Genomic DNA, 26,272 nt, shown 5'->3' with positions numbered 1-26,272 from the left:
CGAGACGCCCCTCGGCTCAGGCTCAAGTGGCCGGTAAATGCCGATCGCAAGTGGCCGGATTACGCCGATCAATGACAGATGGAGTCCGTCGAGAAGGCGGTCACCGACTTCGTAGCGAACCATGGCCTGGTCCTTCGTCGGACCGAGCGTGAACTCTCGGCGTCCTTTGAGATTGGATGCTTTCATGCCGTGCTTACTTTCTACGAGCGCCAAGGCTATGCCGCAACGCTGTGCAATCTCGAGAGCGGGGCGTATCGGTACCTGACAGCCCCCACTGGCAACCCCGCGAACTTCTCGTACGTTGAGCTGCATGGCCATGACGGCAGCTTCGAACTTCGCCAACAAGTCAGGGTGCAGTCGCACCTGGATGCGGAAATCCGCTTCACGCCGGACATGCTTGTGCTGCGCAGCGGTGCGGCAATCGGCGGTGATAAGAACGAGGACTATGCCGGTGGCAAGCGGGCCTTCTTTGTCGTGGATAGCAAGGATGTCGTGGCTGCCCACGAATGCAAGTCGACAAATGTGTTTCCGGAGCTCCTGGTCTCCTTCATAGGCATGCTCGTGACTGCACACGCCTGGCACCCGGATGAAGCTGAGGTGACGCTCACCAACGAAGCTGGGCACTTGGCGCCGACGTTGTTCGTCGGCGGCGCGCCCAGTCGCCTTCATGCAAAGATGATTTCTGCGCTGTCAAAGAACTTCAAGATGAACGTCATCGCCGGATTGCATAGGGGAACGTGGAGCCTCACCGACGCCAAGAATCGCCTGCTCTGGGGAAAGCACGCGCTTCCCTCGGCGCCGTCCTTCATGAGCTTCTGACGCTCGAAAGTTTTCAGGCAATCGCTCCATGTTCACAACCTATCACAACGCCCCGGTCCCCGCGCCCCTTCAGCAACTGCTGATGGAAGACAGCGCTGCGACGTTCTCCCTCAAAGCGGTCTTGGTTAAAGACGTGGTGACGCAGGAATGGAGCGTTCTGGGAGCAGTGGTACGACCCGCGCCAGACGTAGTCGTCGAGCGCTCGACTCGCAGTTACCCGCAGGCGATATTGGCCTCGATGCCGATGACTGCCCAAGAAGTGCTCGAGCTGCTGAGCCCAATTTCCACCGGCTACGTCCGCCTCTTCGGCCAGCAAATCAATTTTGCAGCTGTGAAATCGAGCAGCTCGATTCAGGTCTCCATCGAGAACTACTGGATGGCGGAGGCTGGGGTCGTGTACGACATACAGGTGCATCCACAAGTCAACGTCTCGCTTCAAGAGCGGCTGGTCGGTGTCGACCAGCCTTACTACCCGGACGCGTTTGAGGCGGCACGGGATTGGCTTGGCATCCGTGAGCATCACGGTTCGTCAGATGGAAATCGTGGCCATCTAGTGGTCCTGGTCCCTGAAGCTAGGGCGTACTTCAAAGAACTGAGCTTGAAGGACGACAGGCTCGAGGTGGTGGTCGGTGGCAGCCTTTTGGGTTCCAGTGCGATTCGCATCTCCGGCGCATGGTGGGCAGGCAAGAGCATCAGCCACCTCACTGCTCGGTTGTTAGATGGGCGTGCGGCCCTGGAGATTCCTGAGCAGGCGGAACGACTCGAGCTGTTGATAGTGGACGAGGAAGGTGTCGTCTACGACTTCCACAAGGAAGAGGTCGGGTATTCGAACGGTAGTCGCTCCCTGCTCGCCGGGCGGCGCTCCAAGAAAGCGGACTCGGAGTTGCTGAAGGACGTACGAGCAGGCGAGGGCCTTCGGATTGAATTCAAGGAATTCTTGGACATTCCGAAGTCTGCAACCCCGCCTGACAAAAAGAGCAAGCTTCAGCAGGTGCTGAGGACCGTCGCTGCGTTTGCCAATACCGAGGGCGGCACGATTTACTTCGGCGTATCCGACGACTGCCAGATACTTGGCACGGCCGACCATATCGCCAAGTGGGCGAGTGAAAAGGCGGCCCCATCTGTTTTCGACCGCTACATGGGTGCGCTGCGAGCAAAGGTCCAAGATGAAGCCTATCCCGCCGTGAGCATCGAGACTCGGGCCATCTATCACAAGGACCTTCTTGTCATCGCCCTAGATGTGAAGCCATCTGGGGCCACTGTGTCCTTGCTGCACGACCCGAGAATTTTCGAGCGTCGTGGGTCAACTAACGCTGCAGTTTTACCGTCGGACTGGAAGGCCAGAGAGTCTTCAACGTTTGGACGCTAGGTGGCAGCAGCCGACCTGCGGCCTCAGCCGCCCTTTAGGCTCTTGAGCTGCTCCTGGGTTGGAGGCTGGAACTCGGTCCTTGTGCCAAGCGCCTTCAACGTCCCTGCGTCCAGCGCAAAGACGGTGGTGTGATGGAGGCAGCCGCCGAATCCGCCGAGCGACGCGCCCAGGTCCATATTTCCATAGACATTCTTCTCCCCAGCCAGAACCCAAACGGGCTCAAGGTCGGCGCTCCCAAGTTTTTCGAGGAAGTAGTCGCGAGAGGCTAGGGCAGCTCCAGCGCCGCGCGTATGAAGCGACGGGTCCTGCCACCTGACGAGACCGTTGACATCAACGTACTCGGGGACTTTTCCACTGCGCAGGTGCAGGCCCAGCGCTTTGATGGCGCCGGAAGATGGCAGGTAAAGCGAGAAGGTGGCATCGACAGAGTTGTCCTTGCCGTTGCTCTCGGCGCTAAAGGAATCCACGATGCCCGCGTATCGCGTCGTGATGCCGGCGCTGGTGTTCCTGCGCAGCTTGATGTCGCGCGCGTTTCGCCAGCCATGCTCACCTAGGAAGACCTCAAGGCTTCCACTGTCACGGAGCCGCGTGGCGTCACCTCGGTGCTCGGCAAGCAACTCTTTCGCAAGCGCTTCGCCAGTACCCTTGGCGGCGACCAGGCATGTGATGGTCGACCAAGCATCGGCGTGGTTGCGCTTGTTCTGGCCCGGGACGGACCAACGGCGTGAACCATGCACTTTCAGCCAGCGGTGGTCGTCAGGGTCGACAACCTCAATTTGATTGGCGTCGTTGCACAGGTCACTCTCGACAGCCACCCATTCAAGCAGCAAATCGGTGTTTCCGGACGGCAGCCACGGAGCTGATGGGTTCCACCAGGTGATGGGCGTCGCAGCCCAGCCGGACTCCTTTGTGCTGCGGACAAGTAGCGACGGGTCCAGGTCATCCTTCATGTCGCGCCCATGCGGGCCGTACTCGAACTCCCGCAGCATCCCTTCGTCGTCAAACGAGCAGACTGCAAGGTTGTCCGTCAGGCGTGCGACGGCTTCCGAAAGCGCGATGTATTGGTACTTCTTGCCGATGCGCTCCACACGATGGTTGCCCATGCGGTCGTGGCTGATATGCCCGCTGCTCTCAAACTCGTCGAACAACGCCTCAGTCCACCCAAGCTTGTGCGCGCGGTCGCAAATCCATCGTCTCACGGGGCCGTGGTCAACATCTCGCGGCCGGACGGTGTCCCTGCTCATGCGTGTCGACTCGAGGAAATGGTGTTCGGCGAAGGGCGTGTACTCGGCCAGCTGCTCAGCCGACAGCAGGGCCTTGAAGGCCTCATGCGCCTTACAGAATTCGCCCCACAGGTCATCGGACTCCTTCGTGCCTCCGTCGAGCCAATCTCCTCGGGGGCGCTGCCGATAATCGAGCGCCAGGCGCATCAGCTCTAGACGCGACGTCTGCTGCGGATACGTTGCCGAATCAAAGAACGCTCTTTGCCAGTGCTCAAAGAGGTCCTCGGTTGTGTTGCCAGCAAGCGCCCGGGGCACGGTGACGATGTCGTGCAGCCAGCCTCGGACGGTGTAATGGCCGAAGTCGCCGTGCTGGTCCGTTGATGAGCAGATGGCGTCCCCGTACCCCCTGCCGCTGTACTGCTTGAGGTCCTCTTCCGTGACGGTTTCCAGCGGCCATGCAGACCTGAACTTGGCCTTGCATGCATCGAGGTCAACCTCAGTGGGCAGCTGTCCAGTGGCCTTGGCGTAAGCGAGGATGCCCCACGCATAGTCGCGCGCGAGGACGTTCAGAGGCGGCAGCCGGTCGTCAGAAAAGTAGTTCTTCCAGACCGAAGCGGCCAGCACCTTGCAGTCCGCCTGGTCCATGCCCTGCATTGCCGCCCCATAGCAAGCCGCCAGCAGGCGCTCGGAGATGTACGGGTCGTCCACTTCGGCGAACTGGTCGACCAGTGCAGCAGCGTGGCCCAGTCTGTGAGTCAGGAGATTTGCCAGTGCCTTCGTCGAGCGGTCGCGCACTGCCCGGCTGCTTGTCGAGAGGAACCAGGTAAGCGTGACGGCCGCTAGCCACAGGCGCTGCTCATCAACTTCTTTGGCGTCAGCCTCTAGAGCCCAGTCCACTAGGGATTCGACGGAGCCACCCTCGCTCAAGTTGTCCTGGGCCAAGAAGACGGACCATGTCGCGTCCCTTTGCGGCATCGGGAGAGCCCAGAGGTGCTTGTGAAGCCATTTCGCGTTGAACGAGTTCTCGGGCTCAGTGCTCACCAACAGCATGAGCCCGTAGGTCGAGCGCCCAGAGAGCTTGCAGAGCGTTTCTATCCATCCAGCGGTGCGGCCCGTGAAGGCCTTAGGTGCCCGCCAGGCCAGAGAGCTCTCAAATGCGTCGCATAGCGACTGGTCTTCGATGGCCTCCTTCGGGAGCACGTCGAAAAGTTCGACCCCGAACTCTTCAGGCAGCTGGACTGCGAGCGCTTCGATGACTCCTGCGTATTGCCAGCTCTCAAACGGGTCGAAGTAGGCGGCCAGCGGTTCTCGACGGAAGGAGCCCTCGATGTCCGCCCGGTCAATCTGGCCTATCAGCCTTTCCGCACGCAGGTGGTCCGACAGCCGCTCAAAAGTGAATCTGACGATTTCCTGGTGGGTGTCGTCGTCTTGCCATTCGACATCTTGGGAAAGGACGCCCTCCGACAGGAATGCCGAGAAGAGGCTCTTATCCGCGTAGTGGCCTGAACTGTGAACGCCCTCGAGCAGCTCGATGGTGTCCTCCAGCGACAGACTTCCGCCGTCGTCGCTGGCGCTGCAGGCATCCAGAAAGCGGTTCAGCGCCTTCCGAGGAATCTTCAGCTGCGGAACCAGCCCCAGCTCCTCCTCCACCTTCTTGGCTATCGCGTTCAGGTAGAAGTCAAAGACGGCGGTGACGCCATCCATGCCCTTGGGCAGCTGCTTAAGCTTCTGTGCGTCGAGGTACGCGCAGCAGGTTCGAAGGAAGAGGGGATTCTCGAATTCGCGTGCCAGGTTAGGCGAACTTGGGCGGGCGATGCCTCTTCGGTCGAGGTACGCCTTGGCTGCGGCGCCCGCGTGACCCGCAAACCCACGGTGCGCCACCTGCTCAAGGCCTGCAAGGGGAAGGTAGTGCAGATACGTGCTGCGCACCGTCAGCACCAGCGCGAGCCGAGGAAACCTCTGGACATCGCCGACGAACCCTTGAAGCCGAGGCCTCCAGAGAGCGACGCCGTGTCTTTCGTTGAGGGCGTCGATTGCAAGCACGGCCCTGCATCCAGCGGCCTCGGCCGCGGCATCGAGCGCACCCAGAAACTCGTCGTTGGAGAGACGCGCTAGGTCCAGCTGGCCCCGAATTTGCGCCCAAGGGTCGCCGTCCGTCAGCGTGCCGCTGAGAATCAGGATGAAGGGGCGCCCGGCTTCCAACTGTTTGTGTCCAAAGTCGGCGACGAGGTGCGACTTTCCGATGCCACCAGGACCGGTAATCAACAGTTCGCGCTTATTCGTCAGCCAAAAGCGCTTGTTGGCAAGTTCCTTGCGCACATGGTCGACCTCTGAATAAAGGTCAACGAGGTCTTGGCGAACCCGGCCTCGGCTCTGCTCTGGAACCTTGTCTTTGACTTCCTTCAGTGCTTCGTAGATGACATCGAGCGCTGAAGCGGTGAGGGTCGCCCAGGTCTCCAGAGGGACTTGTGCATCCAGGGTCACTGGAGATGCGCCGAGGGCCTGCAGCAGCAATCCACAGGTTTCGCGAACCTGCGCAGCGCAAGCCGACAGCCCTTCTAGCTGCAAGCGGCCAGTCGCTCCGTCCAGCACGTAGGTAATCTCTGCCGCCCAGGCAGCCGGTCTTGTGAGCCACTCAGGGGCGCGCGCCACTGATTGCAGGGCTTCTTGGATAGGCAATTCGACGTGGCTCTCTGGGCTGTAGCGGTCACCCAGGTTGCGGCGCTGCACCTCTAGCTTGTCACGGAGCCAGGTCGTGCTGAACGTCTGCGCGTCAAACCAGTAGCGGGCCCGTCCTGAGTAGGCGGGGCTGTCGCGACCGAGCCGCTCGACGATGGTCGAATCGCTCCACAGTTGGATGTCAAGTTCACGACCGGCCTGGGCGGCAGCCGCGATGCTCCTTGCGCGCCACCGTTCGTAGCGTTCAGCTTCACTGGCCTTCTTTCCAGACCGGTTGTCGCTGAGGTTAATTGGTAGGCAAACGACGAATGTCGTCAACCGAGGATGGGCTTTGAGAGCACGCTGAAGCGATGCGTTGAGGTCGGAGGCTTGCCCTTCCCCGAAGCCGTTGATGAAGTACTTGGCCTGCCACCCGACCTCGTGCCCATCTGCGTAGGTGCGGTAGCACTCAAGGCCTTGGTCAGGCCCTGGCCCTTTTCGAAGGAAGCTCGACCCTCTCGCGGGGTCTTCCAGGGCAGCCAGCTGGCAGCAGAGTTCCTCGAAGCCGCCGTTCTGCGAGCCTCGATGCTCACGAATGTTCTTGAAGTCCAAACGCAGCGCCAAGTGAGTCTCCGTCTTATTGGCGCAACCTCGCTTCTTTTGGGCTCGCCTCCCCTTTGTCGAACACTCTAACGGACCCGCCGCTGGTCGCGCTCCTCAGCGGGGGATGTTCGGCAAGTCGTTGGCCACCACCACGACTTCGCCCACCACCGTGACGAAGCCGCAAGCTGCCCAGTATGGGTGGCCCCTTTTCTCAAGGGTGTTCAGAAGGTCTCCGTATCTCCATATTTGGCCGGACGCATCAGTCAGCCCAGCATCGAGGCCATCTCCCTGGCGGTGACGAAGCGCGCTTCACCGTCTGCCGCAATCTCCTTCGGCTCGATGACCGACAACCCGCTGAACCCAAAAAAGAGCGAGTTCTCCAGAACGTTCATCCCGTTTGGAATGGCCGAGCCCACCTGTATTGCTGAGAAGAAGTCGTAGGTGTTCGGCAAGGCAAGTAAACCCGGAGCAAGAGCGCCCTTGACCATCGCATTGGCAACAAGGACTGCGTCGTCGTCGGGCAGGTCAATTTCGAACCCAAACCCTGGCGCGTCAGGCGTCTCGATGAAACCCGCCAATCGGTCGTTTTGCGGCTGCAAGTGCAGCTTCCAGCGCTTCCGCCAAGCCCAGAGCTGCGCCAACAAGGCGACATGCATCATCGGTTTGGCCAGCTTTAGCACAAGCGTCGGAACGGCGTGCTGCCGCCGTGAGCTGTAGACCCCCACCATCGTGCCTAGGACGTCAACGTCACCCTCGAGCCAGGGCGCCTTCACGTCCTCGCTGAAGGCGATGTCTCGAACATGCCGAATAGGCAAGCCAAACAATGGGTTGAGCGTGCTCGTGTCGAAACTCTTCAATCGAACGAACGGCTGCTCACTCACGCGTGTCGCAAATAGCACCGCCCGGGCCTCGTCGGCCCAGTCCTCTGGAACCACGATGCGAGAGTCGCTGTTGCCCATGCGGACAAAACGAGGGGGGGATGGCTCGGCGAGGTTATTGCTCATGGCTGTGTCATGTAGGCAGGCAAGGTGCATGCGTCTAGCAACGGCGAGGGCACCCGGCCAGATTTCATGACCTCCACCGAGACGTCATCGAAGAATAGCGGTGTGCATTTATCCCAGTCGTGGGAGTCATCAAGCCTCTCGGTCTCGGAGAAGTGGTGCTTGTGCCGAAAACCGAAACCATGGTCGTGGCCAACGTGATATGCCACGACGCGATGCTTGCAATCTGCGGGGGCGATGGAGTCGTCGATGTAGTTGAGATTGAATTTCGGAGGACTGTCGGCGGGTTCGTCCCATTGCACATGAATTCGGCCGGGTTCCCCCTTCGCCGGGACAAAGAAGAAGTAATGGCGCAGTCCTCCATCCAGCTCGTCTGGGGCTGACTTCTTTCGACTCTTGCTCATCAGTCTAGGTCTCTGGGAACTGTGGTGCGTCAGCGCTTAGCGGCGACGGAAATTTGTGGAATGGCCACCGGGGTAGCCGTTGAGCCTTTCACACCTTTGTCGGCCCCCGTGGCGGCCGGCACCGGTGGCGGTCTTCAGCCGTCTCCCTTCACCCGTTTTCTGGCGCCTGCGGCGGCACGTCATCGGCACTTTCGTCAGGTTTCTCGGCTGGTGCTGCGGTCGGCGCTTCCGGCGCCGGCAGCTGAGCTTGGCTTCTCAGCTGCTGTTGAGCCAAAGGGGTCGACCCGACGCAATAGCGCAGGAGGAGCCACCAGGCGTAGAAGACCTCCGTGCTGAACATGGCGTTGTCCGGCATCAGGCCATGCAGGGCCTCGTTGCGCAGGTTGGCACCCAGCGTGTCGACAAACACGTCCATCATCTCGAAGACCGCGTCTTCACCGAAGGCCGTCTTTGCTTCCTCGAGTTCGAGGAGCGGCTTGAAGATGCGCTCGGGCTGCAGTCCCGTGGGACCAAGGATGGAGGTATCCGCTCCCATGCCCTCCATGATGTGACGGAGCATGGCCTCGAACTTTGGCGGCACGAGGTGCGCGACCAAGAGCATGTCACCATCGAATCCGGCGAGCAGGGCGCGGAGAAAGCTTTCGCCGTGGCCTTTCGGGATGGCGGCGCTGTATCGGATGAGCTCCGCGATGTCGTGACGCGTTGGGCGGTGCTCCTCGCAGATTTCTCGCAACGCTGGAACAAGGATGGCGGAAACGTTGAGGTCACGCTGCCTGCGCGCGTCGTGGAACATGCGGCCGCGCAGCCCGTCGTCGCTGATGTCCTGGGCGTCAGCGTCAAGCGGCGGAATGATTGCGACGGTGCGCCCGCGATAGTTCATCACGCTCAAGGGCATCATGCTTCCAAGGATGGCTACCTTGGCTGTCTCCTTAACCTGGGTTCTGAGGGAGCCAATTGTTGGCGGGCCCACAAGGCGGCAAAGGGTCAGGACGGCATCACGGAAGGGCTTCCCGCGAACGGCCTCGATGGCTCGGCGAGTCAGGTCCGTCACGTCCAGTCGCGTTGAGACCATCCCCAGCTGGGCCAGCGATTGGGTCTGCCATTCGAGCATGCGGTCGTGCATCTGGGCAGCTCGCGCGGAGCCGCCGGCCTGGCGCATGGCGGTGACGGCATCGCCCATGATGGAAGCTGCGGCTATGGCGCCTTGGCTCGGCCGCAGGAAGGCCGCCTCTGCTTCGCTGGCAAGGGCCTCCGCGGCGGCCCGCTGCTCCTGTGCGCATGAGGCGCTGTCGTCGGCTTTGGCGAAGCAATCTGCAGCCAGGGAGTGGGCGTCTTTGGCTTGGAAGAAGTGGCTTTTCGCGCTGGCTGCAGTTCCGATGGCGGCTGCGTGGTTCCCAAGCGCTGCGGGGTCGCCGTGGTTGAACTCAAGCAGCAGGCCAATGAGCCGACGCCTAAGCGGGGTGCCATCGTCTGGCTGGGCCACGACGTCACAAATCTCGGTCAACACCTCATCTTTGAGTGCGATGCCGCCCTTGCCAAGGCTCGCTGCCAAGCGAAGGCCGCGCTCGAGGCGCGCCTCGCGTTGGAACCAGTCGTCGGCGGTAGGGTGGAGCTTGGATGCGGCCACATAGGCACGGACGGCGCCCTGCGCGGCCGGAAAGTGGCGGGCCTGCATCCAGATGACGTCCAGAGTCCTGGCGCGCAGCTCTGGGTCTATGACCTTTTCCGCCCAAGGGTGGATGCGAAGCAGCATGTCCTTCGGCATGTCGGCCGGAATCCAGGACCGCTGTCCTCCGAGCACGAACATCGGCCCGTAGGGTTCGAGAGCGTTGGCATGCCTCAACACCATCTGGAGCATCCCCTGCAGGAACCCGATACAGGCGAACTGTGCAGGCTGCCAACGCTTCTCGTCCGCGAGCATTGGGGCCAAGACCGTGCTGTAGGCCAGGGCCTCCCGTTCCGTCGAGGCAGCCAAGAGCGCTTCAACGTCCAGCGATTCCAAGGCTTCGGGCGTGACCAGGGACCAGTCCAACGTCATCTTTACTCCAAACAGGGCGCGACATTTTCTAAGGGGATGCTTGGCAAGGAGCCGGCCTTCGAGGGGAAATTGACCATGGCGCTCCGTGCTATGCCCGATGTAGCGGGGTCTCCAGACCAGTTGGAAACGACTTTTTGTCCTTGGGGGCGACATCGGAATCGACTTTTTGTCACCGTGAGGCGCAAACCCGCATGGATGTTGGAGGGCACCAATTCGCTGGTGCGTGGGCTGCCTGAAAGGGGCAGTGCCGGCCGGCCGCGGCGGGTGGTGCACGTGGGTGTGCGAGGAAAGTGCTGTGAGCGACGCTGGAAGCGGCGTCGCGCTATAGCATTGACTCCCACCTCAATTCGAAACGCCTTTATTGGCAGCTCGGAGGCTTGGGCTGGCTGCCGCCGAAACGACTATTTGTCGCGCCCCGCATCGGAAACGACTTTTTGTCTGGCGAAGCGACTTTAAAGACGGCGACCAGACGGCGGCTCGGGACTGGCGACAATCGTGCCATGGACAGCCAGCAATTCCGCGCCGCCCTCGGCATGTTCGCCACCGGCGTGACCATCGTCACTGTGCGCTCCGCGGACGGCGGCCTCGTGGGCCTGACCGCCAACTCCTTCAACTCCGTGTCGCTGGACCCGCCGCTGGTGCTGTGGAGCCTGGCGCGCCGCGCCGGCTCGCTGCCGGTGTTCTCGCGCGGCACACATTACGCGATCAACATCCTTGCCGCCGACCAGATGCAGCTCGCCCAGCGCTTCGCCATGCGCGACATCGACCGCTTTGCCGGCGTGCCCTGGCGCGAGGGCGCTGGCGGCGCGCCCGTGCTGGACGGCGCCGTGGCCACCTTCGAGTGCGCCAACCGCAGCCAGTACGAGGAGGGCGACCACGTCATCTTCGTCGGCGAGGTGGAGCGCTGCACGGCGCGGCCGGGTGCCCAGCCGCTGATCTTCCACGGTGGGCGCTATTTCACCGAACTGCCGCTCTGACTGCGGGTTTGCTCGGGGTTTGCGCCGTCGAACCCGCTGCGCTCTGATCGTCGTGCAGGCAGAGGGTCGTCCTCTGCCCATCCCCCTGGAATTCCAATGAGCGCCACCCAGACCATCACCCTGCACCGCGTGCTGCGCTGCCCGCCCGAGCGCATCTGGCGCGCCTTCACCACGCCCGAGGCGTTCGCCAAGTGGCTGCCGCCGCACGGCTTTTACGCGACTGTGCATGCGATGAACCCGGTCGTGGGCGGCGAGTGGCGCATGTCCTTCACCAACCTCACCACCGGCAACTGCCACAGCTTCGGCGGCCGCTACCTGGAGCTGGAGCCGGGCCGCAAGCTGCGCTACACGGCTACCTTCGACGATCCCAACCTGCCCGGCGAGATGACCACCACGGTCTGGCTGGAGTCTGTGTTCTGCGGCACCGAGATGCGCGTCGAGCAGAGCGGCATCCCGGCCGTCATCCCGGCCCAGGCCTGCTACATGGGCTGGCAGGAGTCGCTGACGCTGCTGGCCCAGCTGGCCGAGCCGGAAATCCAGCAGTAGTTGCCTGGCGCCTGGTGTCGGCCGCGAGGGCCGCTTTCAGGCCAGCCGGCCGGCTGGCAGCGCGGTGGGCTGGGTGTCCAGGCGGCGCCAGCGCCACCTGCCCCAGAGCGCCGTGGCGGCCAGCAAGGGCAGGGCGAGGGCGGGCATGGGCAGCGCCAGCAGCACGCAGGCCAGGTGGCCGAGCCCGGCCGTCAGGTAGAAGGCCATGAGCGGCACGAGGGTGGTCAACGCCGTTGGCGCGCGCATCCGCGCCGGCGAGCGTGTCATGGTCCAGATCGCCCAGGGCATGGCCACGATGGGCAGCCACAGCAGCTGCCGCTTGTCCGTCGCCCAGCCCAGGGGCAACAGCGCCGCGCCCGTCAGCAGGGCGGCCAGCAGCGCGTGGCGCAGGCCCAGCCAGGCGACCGCCCGGTTCAGCGCCGGGCCTTGCGGCATGCCGGGCAGCAGCCGCAGCAGGGCCTGCTCGCGGCGGGTCTGCCACAGCATGGGGCGGGCCAGCGTCGGGTTGACGGCCATGCTGGCCAGGCCGATGCCCATGCCCCAGGCGCCGTGTTCGAGGATTTGGGCCAGCGAGGCCGGCGTGAAGTGAACCACCAGCGCGAGGCTCGTGGCGACCAGCACGACCACGGAGATCAGCGTCAGCAGCTGGTAGGTCCAGTGCTGGCTGCCGTGCAGCACGAGCTCGGCCCGCGCCAGCACGCTGGCGCGGCGGCTGTTGTCGGCGCGGCTCACGACATGGCGGCGCCAGGCCGACAGCAGCACGTCGAAGGGGCGGCTGAACCTTTCCAGCCAGCCGAAGGCCTGGGCGGGGGTGGCCAGCCGGCCCTCCATCTGCAGGCGCTGCGCCTGGCGCACCAGGCGCTGGCGCTCGTAGCTCTTGCGATGGCGGGCGCCGCCGCGGCCGAAGGCGGCCGCCACCAGGCCGGCCAGTGCCAGCAGAGATAGCGCGAGCAGGCCATCGGTCTGCGCCTGCCACAGGGAGCGCGCCGCTGTCAGCATGGGCGCCACGGTCTTGCTGAAGGCGCCCAGCAGCGGGAAGTAGATGGCCATGCCCAGCCATAGCCACCAGGCCCGGATCGACCACAGCAGGAAGGCCGCCATCACCGCATTGCCCAGCAGTAGCGTCTGCCATGTGAGCCCCGGCGGCAGCGTGGCCCACAGCATCAGCGTGCCCACGGCCGTGCACAGCGCCCAGCCCAGCAGGCCGGCGCATCGCAAGGCGCGCAGGTGGCCGGGCACGCAGCGCGCGGCGGTCGGGTGGTTCTGTTCCTGCAGGCTGGCGCCGACCACCATCCATGCGCCGTAGAGGACGACGAGCAGGATGGCCATCGCCACGATCCCGCGCCCCGGGCCTGGCAGCAGGATCAGGCTGGCGATGGTGGACAGGACGACCAGCGCAGCGATCAGCCAGCGGCCCCAGGGTGAGGCGCGGTCGCGCTGGCGCCAGGCGGCCAGCAGGGTCTGGGAGAGCTGGGCGGTGTTCATCAGGTCAGCTCCGTGAACAGGTCATCTAGGTTGACGCGGTCGGCCGCCACGCCGGCTGGCAGTGCCGCGTCGGCCGGCAGCCTTGCCAGCACGCGCTCGCGGCCGGCTTCCAGCGGCGTGCGCTTGAGCGGCTCGGCGCCCAGGCGACCCATCAGCGTGGCCATCTCGGTGACGCTGCCGGTGAAGGCGCGCACCTGGTCCAGCAACTCGTCCAGCGGCGCCTGCAGCGCGATGCGGCCTTGCGTGAGGAAGGCGACGTTGAAGGCCACGCGCTCCAGGTCGGACAGGATGTGGGTGGAGAACACCACCGTGGCGCCGCGGTCCAGCACCTGGCCCACCAGCTCGCGCAGGAAGTCGCGCCGGCCGGCGGGGTCCAGGCTGGCCACGGGTTCGTCCAGCACCAGCAGGTCGGGCTCGTGGGCCAGCGCGCGGATGATGGACAGGCGCTGCTTCTGGCCGCCCGAGAGCTTGCGGATGGCCTGGTCGCGCGGAATCTCCCAGCGCGACATCAGTCCCTCCACCTTGGCCTCGTTCCAGCGCGGGTAAAAGCTGCGGAAATAGGCCAGCAGCTGGGCCGGCGTGAAGCCCTCGAAGAGGTCGCTCTGCTGGGGCACGTACCCGATGCGGGCGCGCACCGCGTCGTCGAGTCGCTGGGCATCCTGGCCGAGCAGAGTCACCGTGCCGGCATCCGGCTCGCGCAGGCCCAGCAGGGTTTCCAGCAGCGTCGTCTTGCCGGCGCCGTTGCGGCCCAGCAGGCCCACCACCTGGCCGGGCAGCAGCTGCCAGTCGAGGCGGTCCAGCACCGTCGGGCCCTTGGGGTATTGCAGCGTCACGTTGTCAAGGGCGGCGCTGGCGGTCTCGGTGTGGGGGAAGTGGGCAGTCATGCTTGCGTCTCGTCGAGGAGTTGGGTGAGCAGGCCGATGACCTCGGCCGCGGGCAGTTCGAGCTGGCGCGCCTCGTCGGCCGCCTTTTGCAGCGTGGGCCGCAGCAGCTCGATGCGAGAGGCCGACGACTGGGCGCGCCGGTGCTGGGCCGCCACGATCATGGACAGGCCGCGCCGGCGCTCCAGCACGCCTTCCATCTCCAGCATGGAATAGGCCTTGGAGATGGTCATGGGGTGCACGGCCAGCGCCTGGGCCAGCTCGCGCACCGAGGGGATCTCGTCGCCCGCCTTCAGCTGCCCGGCCGCCACGCGGCGCCTGACCTGCTCGATGAGCTGGCGGTAGATGGGCTCGGGCGAGCCGGTGTTGATCTGCACGAAGTGGGTCGGGTTCATCTTTACTGCCAATGTGTACTAGTACGATAGTACACATGGGTGAGCGGCGTCAAGCGCGGCGCCGCACAATGCGGGCGTCATTGCTTTTTCTTCCTCGCCATGCGCCGCCTGCTGCTTGCCTCCGCCGTGTTCCTGTCCTTCGCCGCCCAGGCGCAAATCAAGGTCGACGACCCCTGGGTGCGCGCCACCGTGGCGCCGCAAAAGGCCACCGGCGCCTTCATGCAGCTGACCTCGGTCAAGCCGGCCAAGGTCGTGGCCGCCAGCTCACCGGTGGCGGCCATGGTCGAGATCCACGAGATGAAGATGGACGACGGCGTCATGAAGATGCGCGCCGTCGACGCGCTGGCGCTGCCGGCCGGCCAGGCCGTGGCGCTCAAGCCGGGCAGCTACCACGTCATGCTGATGGGCCTGAAGAACCCGATCAAGGCCGGCGAGACCGTGCCGCTGACGCTGACCGTCGAGGGCGAGGACAAGCAGCGCACGACCATCGAGGTCAGGGCGCAGGCGCGCTGACGCACGGCGACGTGCCGCATCGAGGCCGACTCGCCGCAGGCCCGGGGCGCCGCGGCGGGCGGCCAGCAGCGGCGTAAAAATCGCTCAAGTTCGCGGCCCGTCTGCCGATTGCACAGACGAGCCCCCGCAACCCGCCATGGTCAACGCCATCAACCTCGCCACCAATGTCCCCACCGCCTTCGGCGCGGGGAGCGGTGCTGCGCCACTGCGTCGGGCGGAGGTGGGCCAGGCGGCGGCCGTCGTCGTCACGGTGTCGGCCGCTGGCGCGCGTGCGGCCGCCTCGCAGGATTCGGCCAAGGTGGCGACGGGCATCGTTCACGCCAGCGCCGACGTCAACCGCGACGGCACCGTCTCGGCGCAGGAGCAGCAGACCGAGGCGGCTCAGGCCGCCCTGCAGAAAGCGCTGCTGGAGGGAGGCAGCAACCTGGACGAGGCCCTGCAGGCCTACCAGACGATCGCGTCTCTCGCCGACGCGCAGCGCTGAACCGGGTCAGGCCTGGCCGGCGATGGCGCCGACCGCGCCGGCCAGCCGCGGCCACAGCGGCTCGGGCAGGTCGTGCCCCCAGCCGGGGATGATCTCCAGCCGCGATCCATGGATGCGCCTGGCGAGGTCATGCGCCGCAGCCACCGGGATCAGCGCGTCGTCCTTGCCGTGGATGACGAGGGTCGGCGTGCTGATGCGTGGCAGCCGTTCCGCGCGGTGCGTGTCGGCCGCGATGGCGACGAGCTGGCGCGCCACTGCCTGCGGCCGGAAGGCCCGCTTCACGCCGCGCGCGATGCGCTCGCGCAGGGCATCGGGCTCGGGTGGATAGCCGGGGCTGCCGATGACGCCGTACAGGCTCACGTAGTGGTCGAGGATGTTCTCGAACTTCTGCTCGGCCGTGGCGGCCGGCCGGGGCCGCGACAGCATGGCGCGGCGCACCTTAAAGCTCTCCGCGGGCAGGCTGCGATGGCCGCTGGTGGTCATCATCAGCGCCAGGCTCTTCACCCGCTGGCCGTGGGCGAAGCCCAGGTGCTGGGCGATCATGCCGCCCATGGACGCGCCGCAGACATGCGCCCTGGCGATGCCCAGCGCGTCCAGCACGCCGACGGCATCGCGCGCCAGGTCGGCGATCTGGTAGGGCGCCTTGATGGGCAGGCGGAAGGTGTGCAGCAGCGCTGCCAGCGGAATGTTGGGCACGCCCAGCCCGTCGAAGGACTGCGACAGGCCCACGTCGCGGTTATCGAAGCGGATGACGCGAAAGCCGCGGTCGACGAGTTGCTCCACCAAGCCATCGGGCCAGGCGATGAGCTGCATGCCCAGGCCCATGATCATCAGCAGGGGCTCGCCGTTGGCCGGCCCCTGGATGTCGACTTCGATCTGGACGCCGTTGGCGGAGACCTGCATCAGCCCAGGTCGGTCTGCTTCTCGATCACGCGCGAGACCAGGCCGTACTCGATGGCCTCGGCGGTGCTCATCCAGAAGTCGCGCTCGATGTCCACGGCCACGCGCGACAGCGGCTGGCCGGTCTCCTTGGCGATGGTGGCGGCGATGCGCTCGCGGGTGCGGATGATCTCGCGGGCCTGGATGGCGATGTCGCTGGCCTGGCCGCCGGCGCCGCCGGCCGGCTGATGGATCATGAAGCGCGTGTTGGGCAGCGCAAAGCGGCGCTCCTTGGGCGCGGCGAGGTAGATGTGGGTGCCGGCGCTGGCCACCCAGCCGGTGCCGACGACGTTCACCGGCGCGCGCACGAAGCGGATCATGTCGTGGATGGCGTCGCCGCTCTCCACATGGCCGCCGGGGCTGGAGATCAGCAGCGTGATCGGCGCGTCGGAATCCTGCGCGAGCGCCAGCAGGCGGCGGCAGGTGGCATGGGCCATCTTGTCGTCGATCTCGCCGAAGATCATCACGAAGCGGCCCTTGAAGAGCAGCTGCTCTTCCATCTTCTCGGGGGCTTCCTTCTTGGCGGCCTTGTCTTCGGCGGCGAGGGTGTGGTGTTGCATGTCGGGTCCTTGCGGGTTCAAGCCGCAACCATACAGGCTGTTTACGCGTGGCTCTTGGGCGTGCGGTAAAACCACCTGCGCGCCCCCTTGGGCTCGAAGTGCTGCCACTCGCCTTCGGGCTGGGCCAGCCGGTCGGCCAGCGCGTACAGCGCGATGGGGTTCACGCCCAGGCCGATGTGGCTGGCCTGCACCTCGATGTTCTCGGCCAGCGGCGAGGGCTCGTTGACGCTGCAGCGCCAGGCGACGACGCCGTCGGTCCTGGAGTAGATGGACGTCGTCGGCACCGGGGGCGCCTGGCGGATGGCCTCGATCAGATCGGGGTCGTTGGACGCATGGCCGCTGACCAGCTCGAAGAAGCGCCAGGCGTTGGTGGCGCGCGGATGGCCGGTGAAGGGCGTGCCGAGGGTGATGACGCAGCGCGTCAGCTCCGGGCACTCCTTGGCCAGCTCGCGGGCGTAGATGCCGCCCAGGCTCCAGCCCAGCAGGCTGACCTTGCGGTGGTGGCGCCGGTACAGGGTCTGCAGGTCGTGCTTCATCTGCTCCAGCACGCCGGCGCGCGGGCCGAAGTTGAAGCCCTGGCCCCAGGGCTGGGTGGCGTAGCCCAGCGAATCCAGCATGGCACGCAGCGGCGCCGTCGTCAGGTCGTTGGCGCCCAGACCGGGGAAGACGAGGACGGGGTGGCCGTCGCCGTGCGGCAGCTTGCGCAGCCAGGGCGTGGCGGCCAGCAGCGCGGCGTACTCCCAGGGCGCGCGGCCCTCCAGCATCAGCAGCCAGGCGTTGGGGGCGCGCAGGTCTGACCAGTCGGGCTGGGTCTGCGCAGAGGACTGTTGCCAGCGCAGGAAACGGGAGGATGGGCGCGGCGAGCGGAGGCTGGACATGCGGAGGATGGGGTCTGGTGCAGCCCCGTCATTGTTAGCCAGGCCGGGCGGCTGCCCGGAGCGTGCTTGCCCGGGGCGGTGGTGTCGCGTGGGTGACGTTGCCGCTAGCGCGCGGGCCCCTGTTCGTGCGGCCCGCGCACCCGCTCCACCGCCCGCGCCAGGTCGTCGTTGCCCTGGGCCCAGAAGCGCGCGGTGCCGATGATGTAGCGGTGCGGATTGGCCGCGTCCTGGCGGCTTGTCCAGGCGGCGCGCAGCAGCGGCGCGTAAAGCAGGCTGACCAGCGCCAGCCCCAGCAGCAGGCGCGGCCAGCCCGCGGTGAACAGCTGCACGGCGATGACGCCGGCGAAGGCTGCGAGCACCAGCCACCCGGGCAGGGGCCTGGCGTGGCGGTCACGCAGCGGCGTGTCGCAGTGTGGGCACTGCAGCCGCATCGTCGTGGGCCGCCACCAGGGCACCTTGGGCGGCCAGGGCACCGGCGCGAGGGAGGAAAACCGGCCCTGGCAGTGCGGGCAGACGTAGCGGCCCGGCGACGAGGGCGGCGCGGACAACTCGGCCTCGCAGCGCGCGCAGACGGCATCGGCGCTGGCCAGCGCGGTGCCGCAGCCCTCGCAGCGAAGGGCGTCGCTCATGCCGCCTTGGCGGTGCGGCGCCGGGCCGGGGTGGCGGTGGATTTCGCGGCAGCCTTCCTGGCCGGTGCCTTCTTCGCCGCGGCCCTCTTCTTCGCTGCCGGTGCCGGCGCGGCTTCCACGGCCTGCGCCATCGGCAAGGCCTGGAACTCCATGAAGGCCGCCTCCACGTAGGCCGCCAGCTCGGCCGTCTCCGGCAGCGCCTCGCCGCAGGCCATCAGGCCGATGTCCAGCGACTGGTTGTAGGTCTGCACCGTCACGTTCAGCGCCAGGCCGTGCACGGCGATGGAGGTGGGGTAGTTGGTCAGCATCTCGGCGCCGGCCAGGTACAGCGGCACCTGGGGGCCCGGCACGTTGGAGATGACGACGTTGGCGATGACGGGCAGCTTCTCGGCCACCCTGGCGCGGCCGTAGAGCATGGCGCCGGCCTGCATCAGCCAGGGGATGCCCAGGGAGGGGAAGTCGGTCGGCATCAGGCTCTTGAGCTCGCTCATCTGTGCCTTCATGGCCCGGCTGGAGGCCATCACGTGGGCCAGGCGCTCGCCCGGGTTGGCGAGGTGGGTGCCCAGGCTCATGAAGGTCATCGTGGCCTGGTTGTTGGACGTGGTGTCGCCGGCCGCGCGCGTGGACACGGGCACCGCGGCGACGAGGCTCTTGCGCGGCAGCGGGCCGTGCTTGGCGAAGTAGCGCCGCAGCGCGCCGCCGATGACGAAGAGCACTGCGTCGTTGAGGCTGGCGCCGTGGCGCTTGCGGGTGCGGTTGAGCTCGGCCAGCGGCAGCGTGACGCCGGCGAAGGAGCGCGTGTCCGACAGGCTGACGTTGAAGCGCGTGCGCGGCGCCGGGCCGAGGCTGGACACGGCCTTCCTGCCGCGCACGACGGCGGTGGTCTGCTCGGCCACGCTGGAGAGCAGCGCGCGCAGCTTGTCCACCGAGGCCTCGGCCGCCGCACCGCCGAGGGACTTGACCGCCATGCCGCCGAGGATGGTGGCTGCGTTGGGCAGCGAGCGGGCCAGCTTGACGGTCTGCTTCCATTGCTGCGACACCGCCGCGCGCAGCATGCCGACGGTGCCGAGCTGGCCGCGCTTCTTGCCGCGCGCAGCGATGGTGTCGATGGCGCGCGGCTCGGGGCTAAGGTCCAGGATGACCTGGGCCAGCGCGACGGCGGCCTGCCCATCGACGGCGGCGTGGTGGAGCTGGGTGTACAGCGCCACGCGCGGCTGGCCTTCGGGGCCGGATTCCAGGCCGGTGAAGACGTGGAACTTCCACAGCGGGCGGCTGCGGTCCAGCAGCACGGGGTGCAGGGCGCCCACCTGGGCCTCCAACTCTGCCATGCCGCTGCCCTCGTGCAGCGGGATCTCGACGATGTGCTCGTCGAGGTCGGGATCGGCGTCCACCCAGCCGGGGTTGGACAGGCCCAGCGGCATGGCCAGCAGGCGACGGCGCAGGGCCGGCAGCAGCGGCATCCGGGCGCGCATGTGCTCGCGCAGGTCTTCGACGAAGTCGCCGTCGTAGCCGACGGGCAGCTGGAGCAGATGCAGGGCGCCGACATGCATCGGCATCTGCGGCGTTTCCAGGTACAGGAAGCTGGCGTCGAGGCCGGCGAGCTGTTTCATCGGGGCGTCTCCGTGTTGTCGAGGCAGCATACCTGTCCGACTTGAGGAGGCCCTACAGGGCCGACCCCTCCAGCGGCGCCCCCTTGAGGGGGCCGGCGAAGCCGGCAGGGGGTGGGCTTTACTCCTCCGGCACGAAGATCCACAGCAGGATGTAGAGCAGCACACCGCTGCCGAAGGCCAGGAAGAGCACCGTGAAGATCAGGCGCCAGACCCAGGAGTCCAGCCCGGTCGCGCGGGCGATGCCGCCGCAGACGCCGCCGATCCAGCGGTCCACGCGGGCGCGGCGCAGGCCGTTGACGGCGCCGACGTTGGGGCCGGCCGTGGCACCCGAGGCGCAGGCAGCCTGGCCGCCCAGCACGCGGGCCTTGGCCTTGGCGAACTCCTCGTCGCTCAGCACGCCACGGGCATGCAGATCGGCCAGCTTGTTGAGTTCTTCAGCGTCGTTCATGTCGGGCTCCTCTCGGTGTTGATGAAGCGAAGCCTAGCGACTGGCCGCTGGCTCGCCATCCCCTTGCGACAGTCGGTTGAAATCGTGGCATGCCGCCGCGGAAATCACCGGACAGGCTGCTTGGCGGGATCGATGTCGACGAACTGCCAGAAGTCCTGCCAGAACAGCGGGCGGCGGAATCCGCTCATCCAGGGCTGCTCGATGTCCGTCAGCAGACGATGCACGTGGATCTTGTAGGCCATGTAGGTGACGGCCAGGCGCTTGGCCTCCTTGAACAGGGCCTCGCGCTCCGGCCCGTCGGGCATGGCCTGGATGCGGTCGTAGAGCGCGTCGAAGCGGGCGTCCTTGAAGCGCGGCAAGTTCTGCGTGCCGCTGGCCGGGCCGTAGTAGCGCTGCAGCGCGCCGGCACCGTCGGGCTGCGCCGCGGTGGAGCCGACCTGCCACATCTGGTAGTTGCCGGCCTGCGCCGCCTTCAGGTTCTCCGGCCACTGCTGGATCTTGATCTGCAGCCGGATGCCGATGGCGCGCAGCGCCTTGTCCCAGAGCTCGTCGATGGAGCGGTTCAGCGAGTTGGGCTCGCTGTTGCGCACGATGACCAGGGGGCTGCCGTCGGGCAGGTCGCGCCAGCCGTCGCCATCCTTGTCGACATAGCCGTACATGTCGAGCAGGGCCTTGGCGCGGGCCGGGTCGTAGTCGCCCATCTCGCTCTTGAAGGCGGGGTCGAAGCCCGTCGTGTGCGGCACGATCGGCGCCTGCGCTGGCACGCCGCGGCCGCGACGGGCGTTGTAGATCTCGCGCTGCACGTCGTAGGCCAGCGAGATCGCGCGGCGCAGCGCCACCTTCTCGGGCGCCATGCCGCCCACCACCGGGTCCTCCATGTTGAAGGAGGTCATGGTCATGTCCGGCGCCAGCGTGAAGACGGCCTGCATGCCGCGCTTGGCGAGGTTGGGTGCGAGCTTGCCGCCGGGAGCGGCCTGGGTGATGAACTCCTCCGGCACGCGCTCGATGAAGTCGTGCTCGTTGTTCAGGAAGGCCAGCCAGCGCGGCTGGCGCTCGACGATGACGTCGACGACGACGCGATCGACCATGGGGATGCGCCGGCCCTTGAACTTCGCCAGGATGGCCTGGCCTTCGGCGTCGTCGGGGGCGGGCTGGGCCTCGTAGTGGCGCTCGCGGTAGCCGGGGTTGCGCTCGAACACCATCTGCGAGCTGCGCCGCCATTCCTTGAGCATGAAGGGGCCGGTGCCGACGGGGTGCTCCATGATCTTGTCGCCGTAGAACTCGACGACCTCGCGGGCCACGGCGCCGTAGAGGTCGTTGCCGGCGAGGATGGATTCGACCAGGCGCGGCCTGGGCTCCACCGTCTTGAACTGCAGCGTGTAGCGGTCCAGCGCGCGCGCGCCTTCGACCTCCTGCTCGTAGGGGAAGGGCTTCTTGCTCTTGATGACCTGGCTGCGCAGTTCGCCCAGGCCGACGAGGCCGGCGTCCTCGTAGCTGATCCAGCCCTGGGCGTTGTTGGCCGGGTCGGCGTAGCGCTTGATGGCGTAGACGAAGTCCTGGGCCGTGACCTCGCGCTTCTTGCCCTTGAAGGCCGGGTCGTCGGCGAAGTAGATGCCGGGGCGGACCTTGATCCTGAAGGTCTTGTAGTCGGCGCTGATCTCGGGCTCGCCGTCGGCGATCAGCGGCACGATGCGGGTCGGTCGGGCCAGCGGGTCGTAGGTGTAGAGCGACTCGAAGATGTGGGCCGTGACGGAGCGGGAGTAGATGTCGGACAGCCGTACCGGGTCGAAGCCGGTCTCGGCGACCAGGAAGGCGTAGCGCAGGGTCTTGACCGGCTCCGCGGCGCGGGCCATGGGCGTGGACAGGCCCAGGCTGAGGGCGAGGGCCGCGACGGCGGCGAGCAGTTGCTTCATCACTTGGCCTTGGGTTGGGCGGCGGGGTCGACGTCGATGTACTTCCAGAAGTCGCGCACGAAGATGTTGCGGCTGTAGCCCTTCACCCAGGGCTGGGCCATGTCGGTCCAGATGCGGTGGACGTGGAACTTGTAGGGCGCGTAGGCGACCAGCAGGCGCTGGCCCTCGGCCATCAGGGCCTGGCGCTCCGGGCCGTCGGGCAGGGCCTTCTGCTTTTCGTAGATGGCGTCGAAGGCGGCCAGCTCGAAGCGCGGCTTGTTGGCGTGGCCCTTGGCCTTGCCGGAGCCCAGGGCGAGGAAGGTGTCGCCGTCGGGCGTGGTGCCCACCCAGCCCACGCCCCACATCTGCAGCTTGCCGGCGTTGGCGGCCTTGAGCTGCTCGGGGAACTTGCCGATCTTGAAGCTCATGCGGATGCCCAGGGCCGCCATGTTCTTCTGCCATTGCTCGGCGAGCTGGCGGCGTTCGCCGTCGGCCAGCGTGGAGTATTCGATGGCCAGCGGGCTGCCGTCGGGCTGCTCGCGCCAGCCGTCGCCGTCCACGTCCTTGTAGCCGTACATGTCCAGCAGGGCCTTGGCCTTGGGCAGGTTGAACTCGGTCATCTCGGACTTGAAGGCCGGGTCGTAGCCGAACACGGTGGTCGGGATGGGACCCTGGCTCTTGAGTGCCTGGCCGCGGCGCACCAGGCGGATCTCCTTGTCCAGGTCCACGGCCAGGTTGATCGCACGGCGCAGCGCGATCTTCTGCGGCGTGTAGCCGCCGACGATCGGGTCTTCCATGTTGAAGTAGCTGACCGAGATGTCGGCGCGCGGGTAGCGCGTCATCGTGATGCCCTGCTTGGCCAGGTTGGGTGCCAGGTGGTTGCCCGGCATGGCGATGCCGGCGAAGTCGATCGGCACCTCCTCGATGACGTCGGCCTCGCCGCGCAGGAAGGACAGCCAGCGCGGCTGGGCCTCCTCGATGATGTCGATGACGACGCGGTCCACCAGAGGCAGCCGCCGGCCCTGCAGCGCGGCCACCTCGGCCTGGAGCTTGTCGCTGGCGTCGGGCGGCGCGGTCTCGGCATAGCGCACGTCGCGGAAGTTCGGGTTCTTCTCCAGCACCATGCGCGAGCTGCGCCGCCATTCCGCCAGCCGCCAGGCGTTGGTGCCGACCGGGTGCTCCATGATCTTGTCGCCGTAGAACTCGACGACCTCGCGCGCGACAGCGCCAAGGAAGCCGGCGTCGCTGAACTGGTAGACGAAGCGCGGGTCGGGCACGCCCAGCTTGATCTGCAGGGTGTAGCGGTCCAGCACCTTCAGCCCTTCGACTTCGCGGTCGTAGTCGAAGGGCTTCCTGGCCTTCATGAGTTCCTTGCGGAGCTCAGAGAGCCCGAGGATCCTGGCGTTCTCCAGGATGTAGAGGTTGCCGCTCTTGAACTTCGGGTCGTAGTGGCGCTTGACGCTGTAGACGTAGTCGGCCGCCGTCAGCTCGCGCTTCCTGCCACCGAAGGCCGGGTCGTCGTTGAAGTAGATGCCCGGCTTCACGCGCATCGTGATCGTCTTGAAGTCGGCGCTGACCTCGGGCATCTCGGCCAGCGTGGCCGGGCGCAGCCTGAAGGGGCGGGCGCCGAAGTCGTACTCCAGCGGTGCGTCGAAGATGCCGGCGGCGATGGCCTTGGAGTAGGTGTCGGTGATCTGTGCCGGATCGAAGCCCGTCTCCGCCACCTTGAAGGCATAGCGCAGCACCTTGTCCTGGGCCTGGGCGGAGGTGAACGTGCAGGCCAGCAGCAGGGCCGTCAGCAGGGCGGGAAACTTCATCGCGGTGCGAGGGGGGCGGGAAAGTCGCGGAGTCTAGTGAAACCGTCAGGGCAAAGCTGAAGTCAGCTCGCATAGACTCCGGCCCGTTTCTCGGTGTAACCCCGCACCTGCTGCGGGGTTTGCAGTTTTATGGAGCCCCGATGGCGGCCTATCTCGTCCGACGCCTGTGGCAGATGATCCCGACCCTGCTGGGTGTCGTGCTGCTGGTGTTCTTCCTTTTCAAGTATTTCGGCAGCGACCCGGCCGTCGTCCTCGGCGGCCTGAACGCCAGCCCGGAGCAGATCGAATCCATCCGCGAGCAGCTCGGCCTTACCAAGCCGGTCTGGGAGCAGCTCTACATCTTCGTCAAGCAGATCGTCACCTTCGACTGGGGCAAGAGCTGGGTGACCAACGAGTCGGTGGCCAACCTGTTCGCCACGCGCCTGCCGGCCACGCTGACCGTCACGGTGCCCATCCTGGTGCTGGAGGTGCTGCTGGCCATCCCGTTCGCGCTGGCGGTGGCCACCGTGCGCGGCAGCCTCACGGACCGCGCCCTGATGGTGTGCACGACGGTGGCCGTGTCCATCTCGCTGCTGGTCTACGTGATCCTGGCGCAGTACGTTTTCGCCTTCCGGCTGGGCTGGTTCCCCGTGCAGGGCTGGACGGGCAACCACTGGACCAACCTGACGACCTACGCGCCGCTGCCGGTGCTGGTGGCGGTGGCGGTGTCGCTGGCGCCGCAGATCCGCCTGTACCGCAGCTTCTTCCTCGACGAGATCGGTCATGACTACGTGCGCACCGCGCGCGCCAAGGGCATGACGGAGGGCACGGTGCTGCTCAAGCATGTGCTGCGCAACGCCATGATCCCCATCCTGACCAATGTGTCCGTGCTGCTGCCGGGCGTGCTGGTGGGCTCCTTCCTGCTGGAGGTCTTCTTCTCCATCCCCGGCCTGGGCCGCGAGCTGCTGCTGGCGGTGAACCGCAGCGACTACCCGGTGCTGCAGGCCTTCGCGATCTATCTCGCCGCGTTGACGATGAGCTTCAACCTCCTCGTCGACCTGCTCTACAAGCTGGTCGATCCGCGCGTGGTGCTGAAATGAGCGCGGTCTCCAACTCCTCCGGCGGTGTCTGGGCCGCCTCCTGGCGCCGCCTCAAGACCGACCGCGTCGGCATGGCCTGCATGGCCGTCGTGGCCCTGTTCCTGGTGCTCGTGCTGCTGGCGGCGACCAATCTCGTCGCCGCCGGCTGGCAGAAGGAGATCGGCGTCCCGAACGCGCCGCCGACCCTGCTCGGCCCGCAGCCGGCCGAGGACACCGGCGTCATCGCCGCGCCCAAGGGCCCCAACGTGGACCTATCCGACATCGACCCGCTCGCGCCGCGCTACGCCGAATGGGCCGAGCGGGCGAAGAGCTTCAAGACCGAGGAGCTGGTCAAGGCCGAGACGCTGCCGCTGGGCGGCGACCGCCTGGGCCGCGACGTGCTGGCCAAGGTGGTCAAGGGCGCCGAGGTGTCCATCTTCGTCGGCCTCGCCGCGGCCCTGGTGGCGACACTGATAGGCACCGTGCTGGGGGCCTTCTCCGGCTTCTTCGGCGGCAAGGTCGGCGACCTGCTGGAGTGGGTCTACAACGTCTTCACCGCCATCCCCAGCATCCTGCTGATCTTCGCGTTCGCGGCCATCTTCCCGCGTGGCATCGGCGCCGTCGTCTGCATCCTGGCGCTGACCGGCTGGACGGGCATCTACCGCCTCATCCGCGCCGAGTTCATCAAGCACCGCGTGCGCGAATACGTGCGTTCGGCCGAAGCCATCGGCGCCAGCCAGTGGTCGCGCATGTTCAAGCACATCCTGCCCAATGTGTCGCACGTGGCGCTGGTGCAGCTGTCGTTGCATGTCGTCAGCTTCATCAAGAGCGAGGTCATCCTCAGCTACCTCGGCCTGGGCGTGGGGGTCGATCAGGTCAGCTGGGGCACGATGCTGGCCGAGGCGCAGAACGAGATGATCCTGGGCTACTGGTGGCAGCTTGCCGCCGTGACGGCCTTCATGGCTGTCTTCGTCACCGCCTTCGCGCTGTTCACCGACGCGCTGCGCGATGCGCTGGACCCGAAACTGCGAGGCCTGGAGTGACC

At 66.3% G+C, this 26,272-nt stretch carries 23 protein-coding genes; 8 read left to right on the top strand and 15 right to left on the bottom strand.

Annotated elements, in window-relative coordinates; genetic code table 11:
* Positions 1 to 78: 78 nt before the first annotated feature.
* Positions 79 to 819, top strand: a complete 741-nt coding sequence (locus AC07VX_RS12330) for a hypothetical protein (RefSeq protein WP_493165023.1) — start codon at positions 79 to 81, stop codon at positions 817 to 819.
* A gap of 28 nt (positions 820 to 847) precedes the next feature.
* Positions 848 to 2,188, top strand: coding sequence for an AlbA family DNA-binding domain-containing protein (locus tag AC07VX_RS12325; RefSeq protein WP_493165022.1), 1,341 nt, complete (start codon positions 848 to 850; stop codon positions 2,186 to 2,188).
* A gap of 23 nt (positions 2,189 to 2,211) precedes the next feature.
* Here the strand turns inward: AC07VX_RS12325 and AC07VX_RS12320 are convergent, their stop codons facing one another.
* The 4 genes from AC07VX_RS12320 to AC07VX_RS12305 form a co-directional block, all read right to left on the bottom strand.
* Positions 2,212 to 6,681 (bottom strand): NACHT domain-containing protein, encoded by a 4,470-nt coding sequence (locus AC07VX_RS12320; RefSeq protein ID WP_495122012.1) that lies wholly within the window; start codon positions 6,679 to 6,681, stop codon positions 2,212 to 2,214.
* Positions 6,682 to 6,935: 254 nt separating this feature from the next.
* A complete protein-coding gene (locus AC07VX_RS12315) occupies positions 6,936 to 7,676 on the bottom strand; it encodes a hypothetical protein (RefSeq protein ID WP_493165020.1) in 741 nt (246 codons plus the stop codon).
* Complete coding sequence (locus AC07VX_RS12310) at positions 7,673 to 8,077, bottom strand: hypothetical protein (RefSeq protein WP_493165019.1); 405 nt, start codon at positions 8,075 to 8,077, stop codon at positions 7,673 to 7,675. The genes AC07VX_RS12315 and AC07VX_RS12310 overlap by 4 nt, the downstream gene beginning before the upstream one ends.
* 148 nt (positions 8,078 to 8,225) lie before the next feature.
* Positions 8,226 to 10,109, bottom strand: a complete 1,884-nt coding sequence (locus AC07VX_RS12305) for a DUF7380 domain-containing protein (protein WP_493183886.1) — start codon at positions 10,107 to 10,109, stop codon at positions 8,226 to 8,228.
* 506 nt (positions 10,110 to 10,615) lie between these two features.
* Between AC07VX_RS12305 and AC07VX_RS12300 the strand changes: the two genes are divergently transcribed.
* Both AC07VX_RS12300 and AC07VX_RS12295 read left to right on the top strand, forming a co-directional pair.
* A complete protein-coding gene (locus tag AC07VX_RS12300) occupies positions 10,616 to 11,092 on the top strand; it encodes a flavin reductase family protein (protein WP_493165017.1) in 477 nt (158 codons plus the stop codon).
* A gap of 96 nt (positions 11,093 to 11,188) precedes the next feature.
* Positions 11,189 to 11,638 (top strand): SRPBCC family protein, encoded by a 450-nt coding sequence (locus tag AC07VX_RS12295; protein ID WP_493165016.1) that lies wholly within the window; start codon positions 11,189 to 11,191, stop codon positions 11,636 to 11,638.
* 36 nt (positions 11,639 to 11,674) lie between these two features.
* Here AC07VX_RS12295 and AC07VX_RS12290 read toward each other — a convergent pair whose 3' ends face one another.
* From AC07VX_RS12290 to AC07VX_RS12280, 3 genes are read right to left on the bottom strand one after another with little or no spacing between them, the layout of a single operon-like run.
* The gene (locus AC07VX_RS12290; RefSeq protein ID WP_493165015.1) at positions 11,675 to 13,123 is read right to left on the bottom strand and encodes a hypothetical protein; all 1,449 of its coding nucleotides are present in this window, start codon (positions 13,121 to 13,123) and stop codon (positions 11,675 to 11,677) included.
* Positions 13,123 to 14,007, bottom strand: coding sequence for an ABC transporter ATP-binding protein (locus AC07VX_RS12285; RefSeq protein WP_493165014.1), 885 nt, complete (start codon positions 14,005 to 14,007; stop codon positions 13,123 to 13,125). Before AC07VX_RS12285 ends, AC07VX_RS12290 begins: the two co-directional genes overlap by 1 nt.
* Positions 14,004 to 14,399 carry a GntR family transcriptional regulator gene (locus AC07VX_RS12280; RefSeq protein WP_493165013.1) on the bottom strand — a complete coding sequence of 132 codons (396 nt, stop codon included), beginning with the start codon at positions 14,397 to 14,399 and terminating at the stop codon, positions 14,004 to 14,006. Before AC07VX_RS12280 ends, AC07VX_RS12285 begins: the two co-directional genes overlap by 4 nt.
* A 99-nt stretch (positions 14,400 to 14,498) precedes the next feature.
* On the opposite strand from AC07VX_RS12280, the gene AC07VX_RS12275 reads away from it, so the two are divergent.
* Both AC07VX_RS12275 and AC07VX_RS12270 read left to right on the top strand, forming a co-directional pair.
* Positions 14,499 to 14,912 carry a copper chaperone PCu(A)C gene (locus tag AC07VX_RS12275; RefSeq protein WP_493165012.1) on the top strand — a complete coding sequence of 138 codons (414 nt, stop codon included), beginning with the start codon at positions 14,499 to 14,501 and terminating at the stop codon, positions 14,910 to 14,912.
* Positions 14,913 to 15,048: 136 nt separating this feature from the next.
* Positions 15,049 to 15,396, top strand: a complete 348-nt coding sequence (locus tag AC07VX_RS12270) for a hypothetical protein (protein WP_493165011.1) — start codon at positions 15,049 to 15,051, stop codon at positions 15,394 to 15,396.
* Positions 15,397 to 15,402: 6 nt separating this feature from the next.
* Here the strand turns inward: AC07VX_RS12270 and AC07VX_RS12265 are convergent, their stop codons facing one another.
* From AC07VX_RS12265 to AC07VX_RS12230, 8 genes are all read right to left on the bottom strand, one after another.
* Positions 15,403 to 16,299 carry an alpha/beta fold hydrolase gene (locus AC07VX_RS12265; RefSeq protein WP_493165010.1) on the bottom strand — a complete coding sequence of 299 codons (897 nt, stop codon included), beginning with the start codon at positions 16,297 to 16,299 and terminating at the stop codon, positions 15,403 to 15,405.
* Positions 16,299 to 16,895, bottom strand: a complete 597-nt coding sequence (locus AC07VX_RS12260) for an ATP-dependent Clp protease proteolytic subunit (RefSeq protein WP_493165009.1) — start codon at positions 16,893 to 16,895, stop codon at positions 16,299 to 16,301. Before AC07VX_RS12260 ends, AC07VX_RS12265 begins: the two co-directional genes overlap by 1 nt.
* A gap of 41 nt (positions 16,896 to 16,936) precedes the next feature.
* Complete coding sequence (locus AC07VX_RS12255) at positions 16,937 to 17,773, bottom strand: esterase/lipase family protein (protein WP_493165008.1); 837 nt, start codon at positions 17,771 to 17,773, stop codon at positions 16,937 to 16,939.
* 104 nt (positions 17,774 to 17,877) lie between these two features.
* Complete coding sequence (locus AC07VX_RS12250) at positions 17,878 to 18,402, bottom strand: hypothetical protein (RefSeq protein WP_493165007.1); 525 nt, start codon at positions 18,400 to 18,402, stop codon at positions 17,878 to 17,880.
* The gene (locus AC07VX_RS12245; protein WP_493165006.1) at positions 18,399 to 20,012 is read right to left on the bottom strand and encodes a wax ester/triacylglycerol synthase family O-acyltransferase; all 1,614 of its coding nucleotides are present in this window, start codon (positions 20,010 to 20,012) and stop codon (positions 18,399 to 18,401) included. The genes AC07VX_RS12250 and AC07VX_RS12245 overlap by 4 nt, the downstream gene beginning before the upstream one ends.
* A gap of 118 nt (positions 20,013 to 20,130) precedes the next feature.
* Positions 20,131 to 20,460 carry a PspC domain-containing protein gene (locus AC07VX_RS12240; protein WP_493165005.1) on the bottom strand — a complete coding sequence of 110 codons (330 nt, stop codon included), beginning with the start codon at positions 20,458 to 20,460 and terminating at the stop codon, positions 20,131 to 20,133.
* Between the two features lie 104 nt (positions 20,461 to 20,564).
* A complete protein-coding gene (locus AC07VX_RS12235) occupies positions 20,565 to 22,373 on the bottom strand; it encodes an ABC transporter substrate-binding protein (RefSeq protein WP_493165004.1) in 1,809 nt (602 codons plus the stop codon).
* Positions 22,373 to 24,169 (bottom strand): ABC transporter substrate-binding protein, encoded by a 1,797-nt coding sequence (locus tag AC07VX_RS12230; protein ID WP_493165003.1) that lies wholly within the window; start codon positions 24,167 to 24,169, stop codon positions 22,373 to 22,375. Before AC07VX_RS12230 ends, AC07VX_RS12235 begins: the two co-directional genes overlap by 1 nt.
* Positions 24,170 to 24,309: 140 nt before the next feature.
* On the opposite strand from AC07VX_RS12230, the gene AC07VX_RS12225 reads away from it, so the two are divergent.
* Both AC07VX_RS12225 and AC07VX_RS12220 read left to right on the top strand, forming a co-directional pair.
* A complete protein-coding gene (locus AC07VX_RS12225; protein ID WP_493165002.1) occupies positions 24,310 to 25,248 on the top strand; it encodes an ABC transporter permease in 939 nt (312 codons plus the stop codon).
* Positions 25,245 to 26,270, top strand: coding sequence for an ABC transporter permease (locus AC07VX_RS12220; RefSeq protein WP_493165001.1), 1,026 nt, complete (start codon positions 25,245 to 25,247; stop codon positions 26,268 to 26,270). The genes AC07VX_RS12225 and AC07VX_RS12220 overlap by 4 nt, the downstream gene beginning before the upstream one ends.
* Positions 26,271 to 26,272: the final 2 nt, after the last annotated feature.

This window comes from Roseateles sp. GW821-FHT03B02, assembly GCF_059421025.1.
The sequence above is the reverse complement of the archived record's forward strand: the minus strand, read 5'-3'. Positions and strand labels throughout refer to the sequence as shown.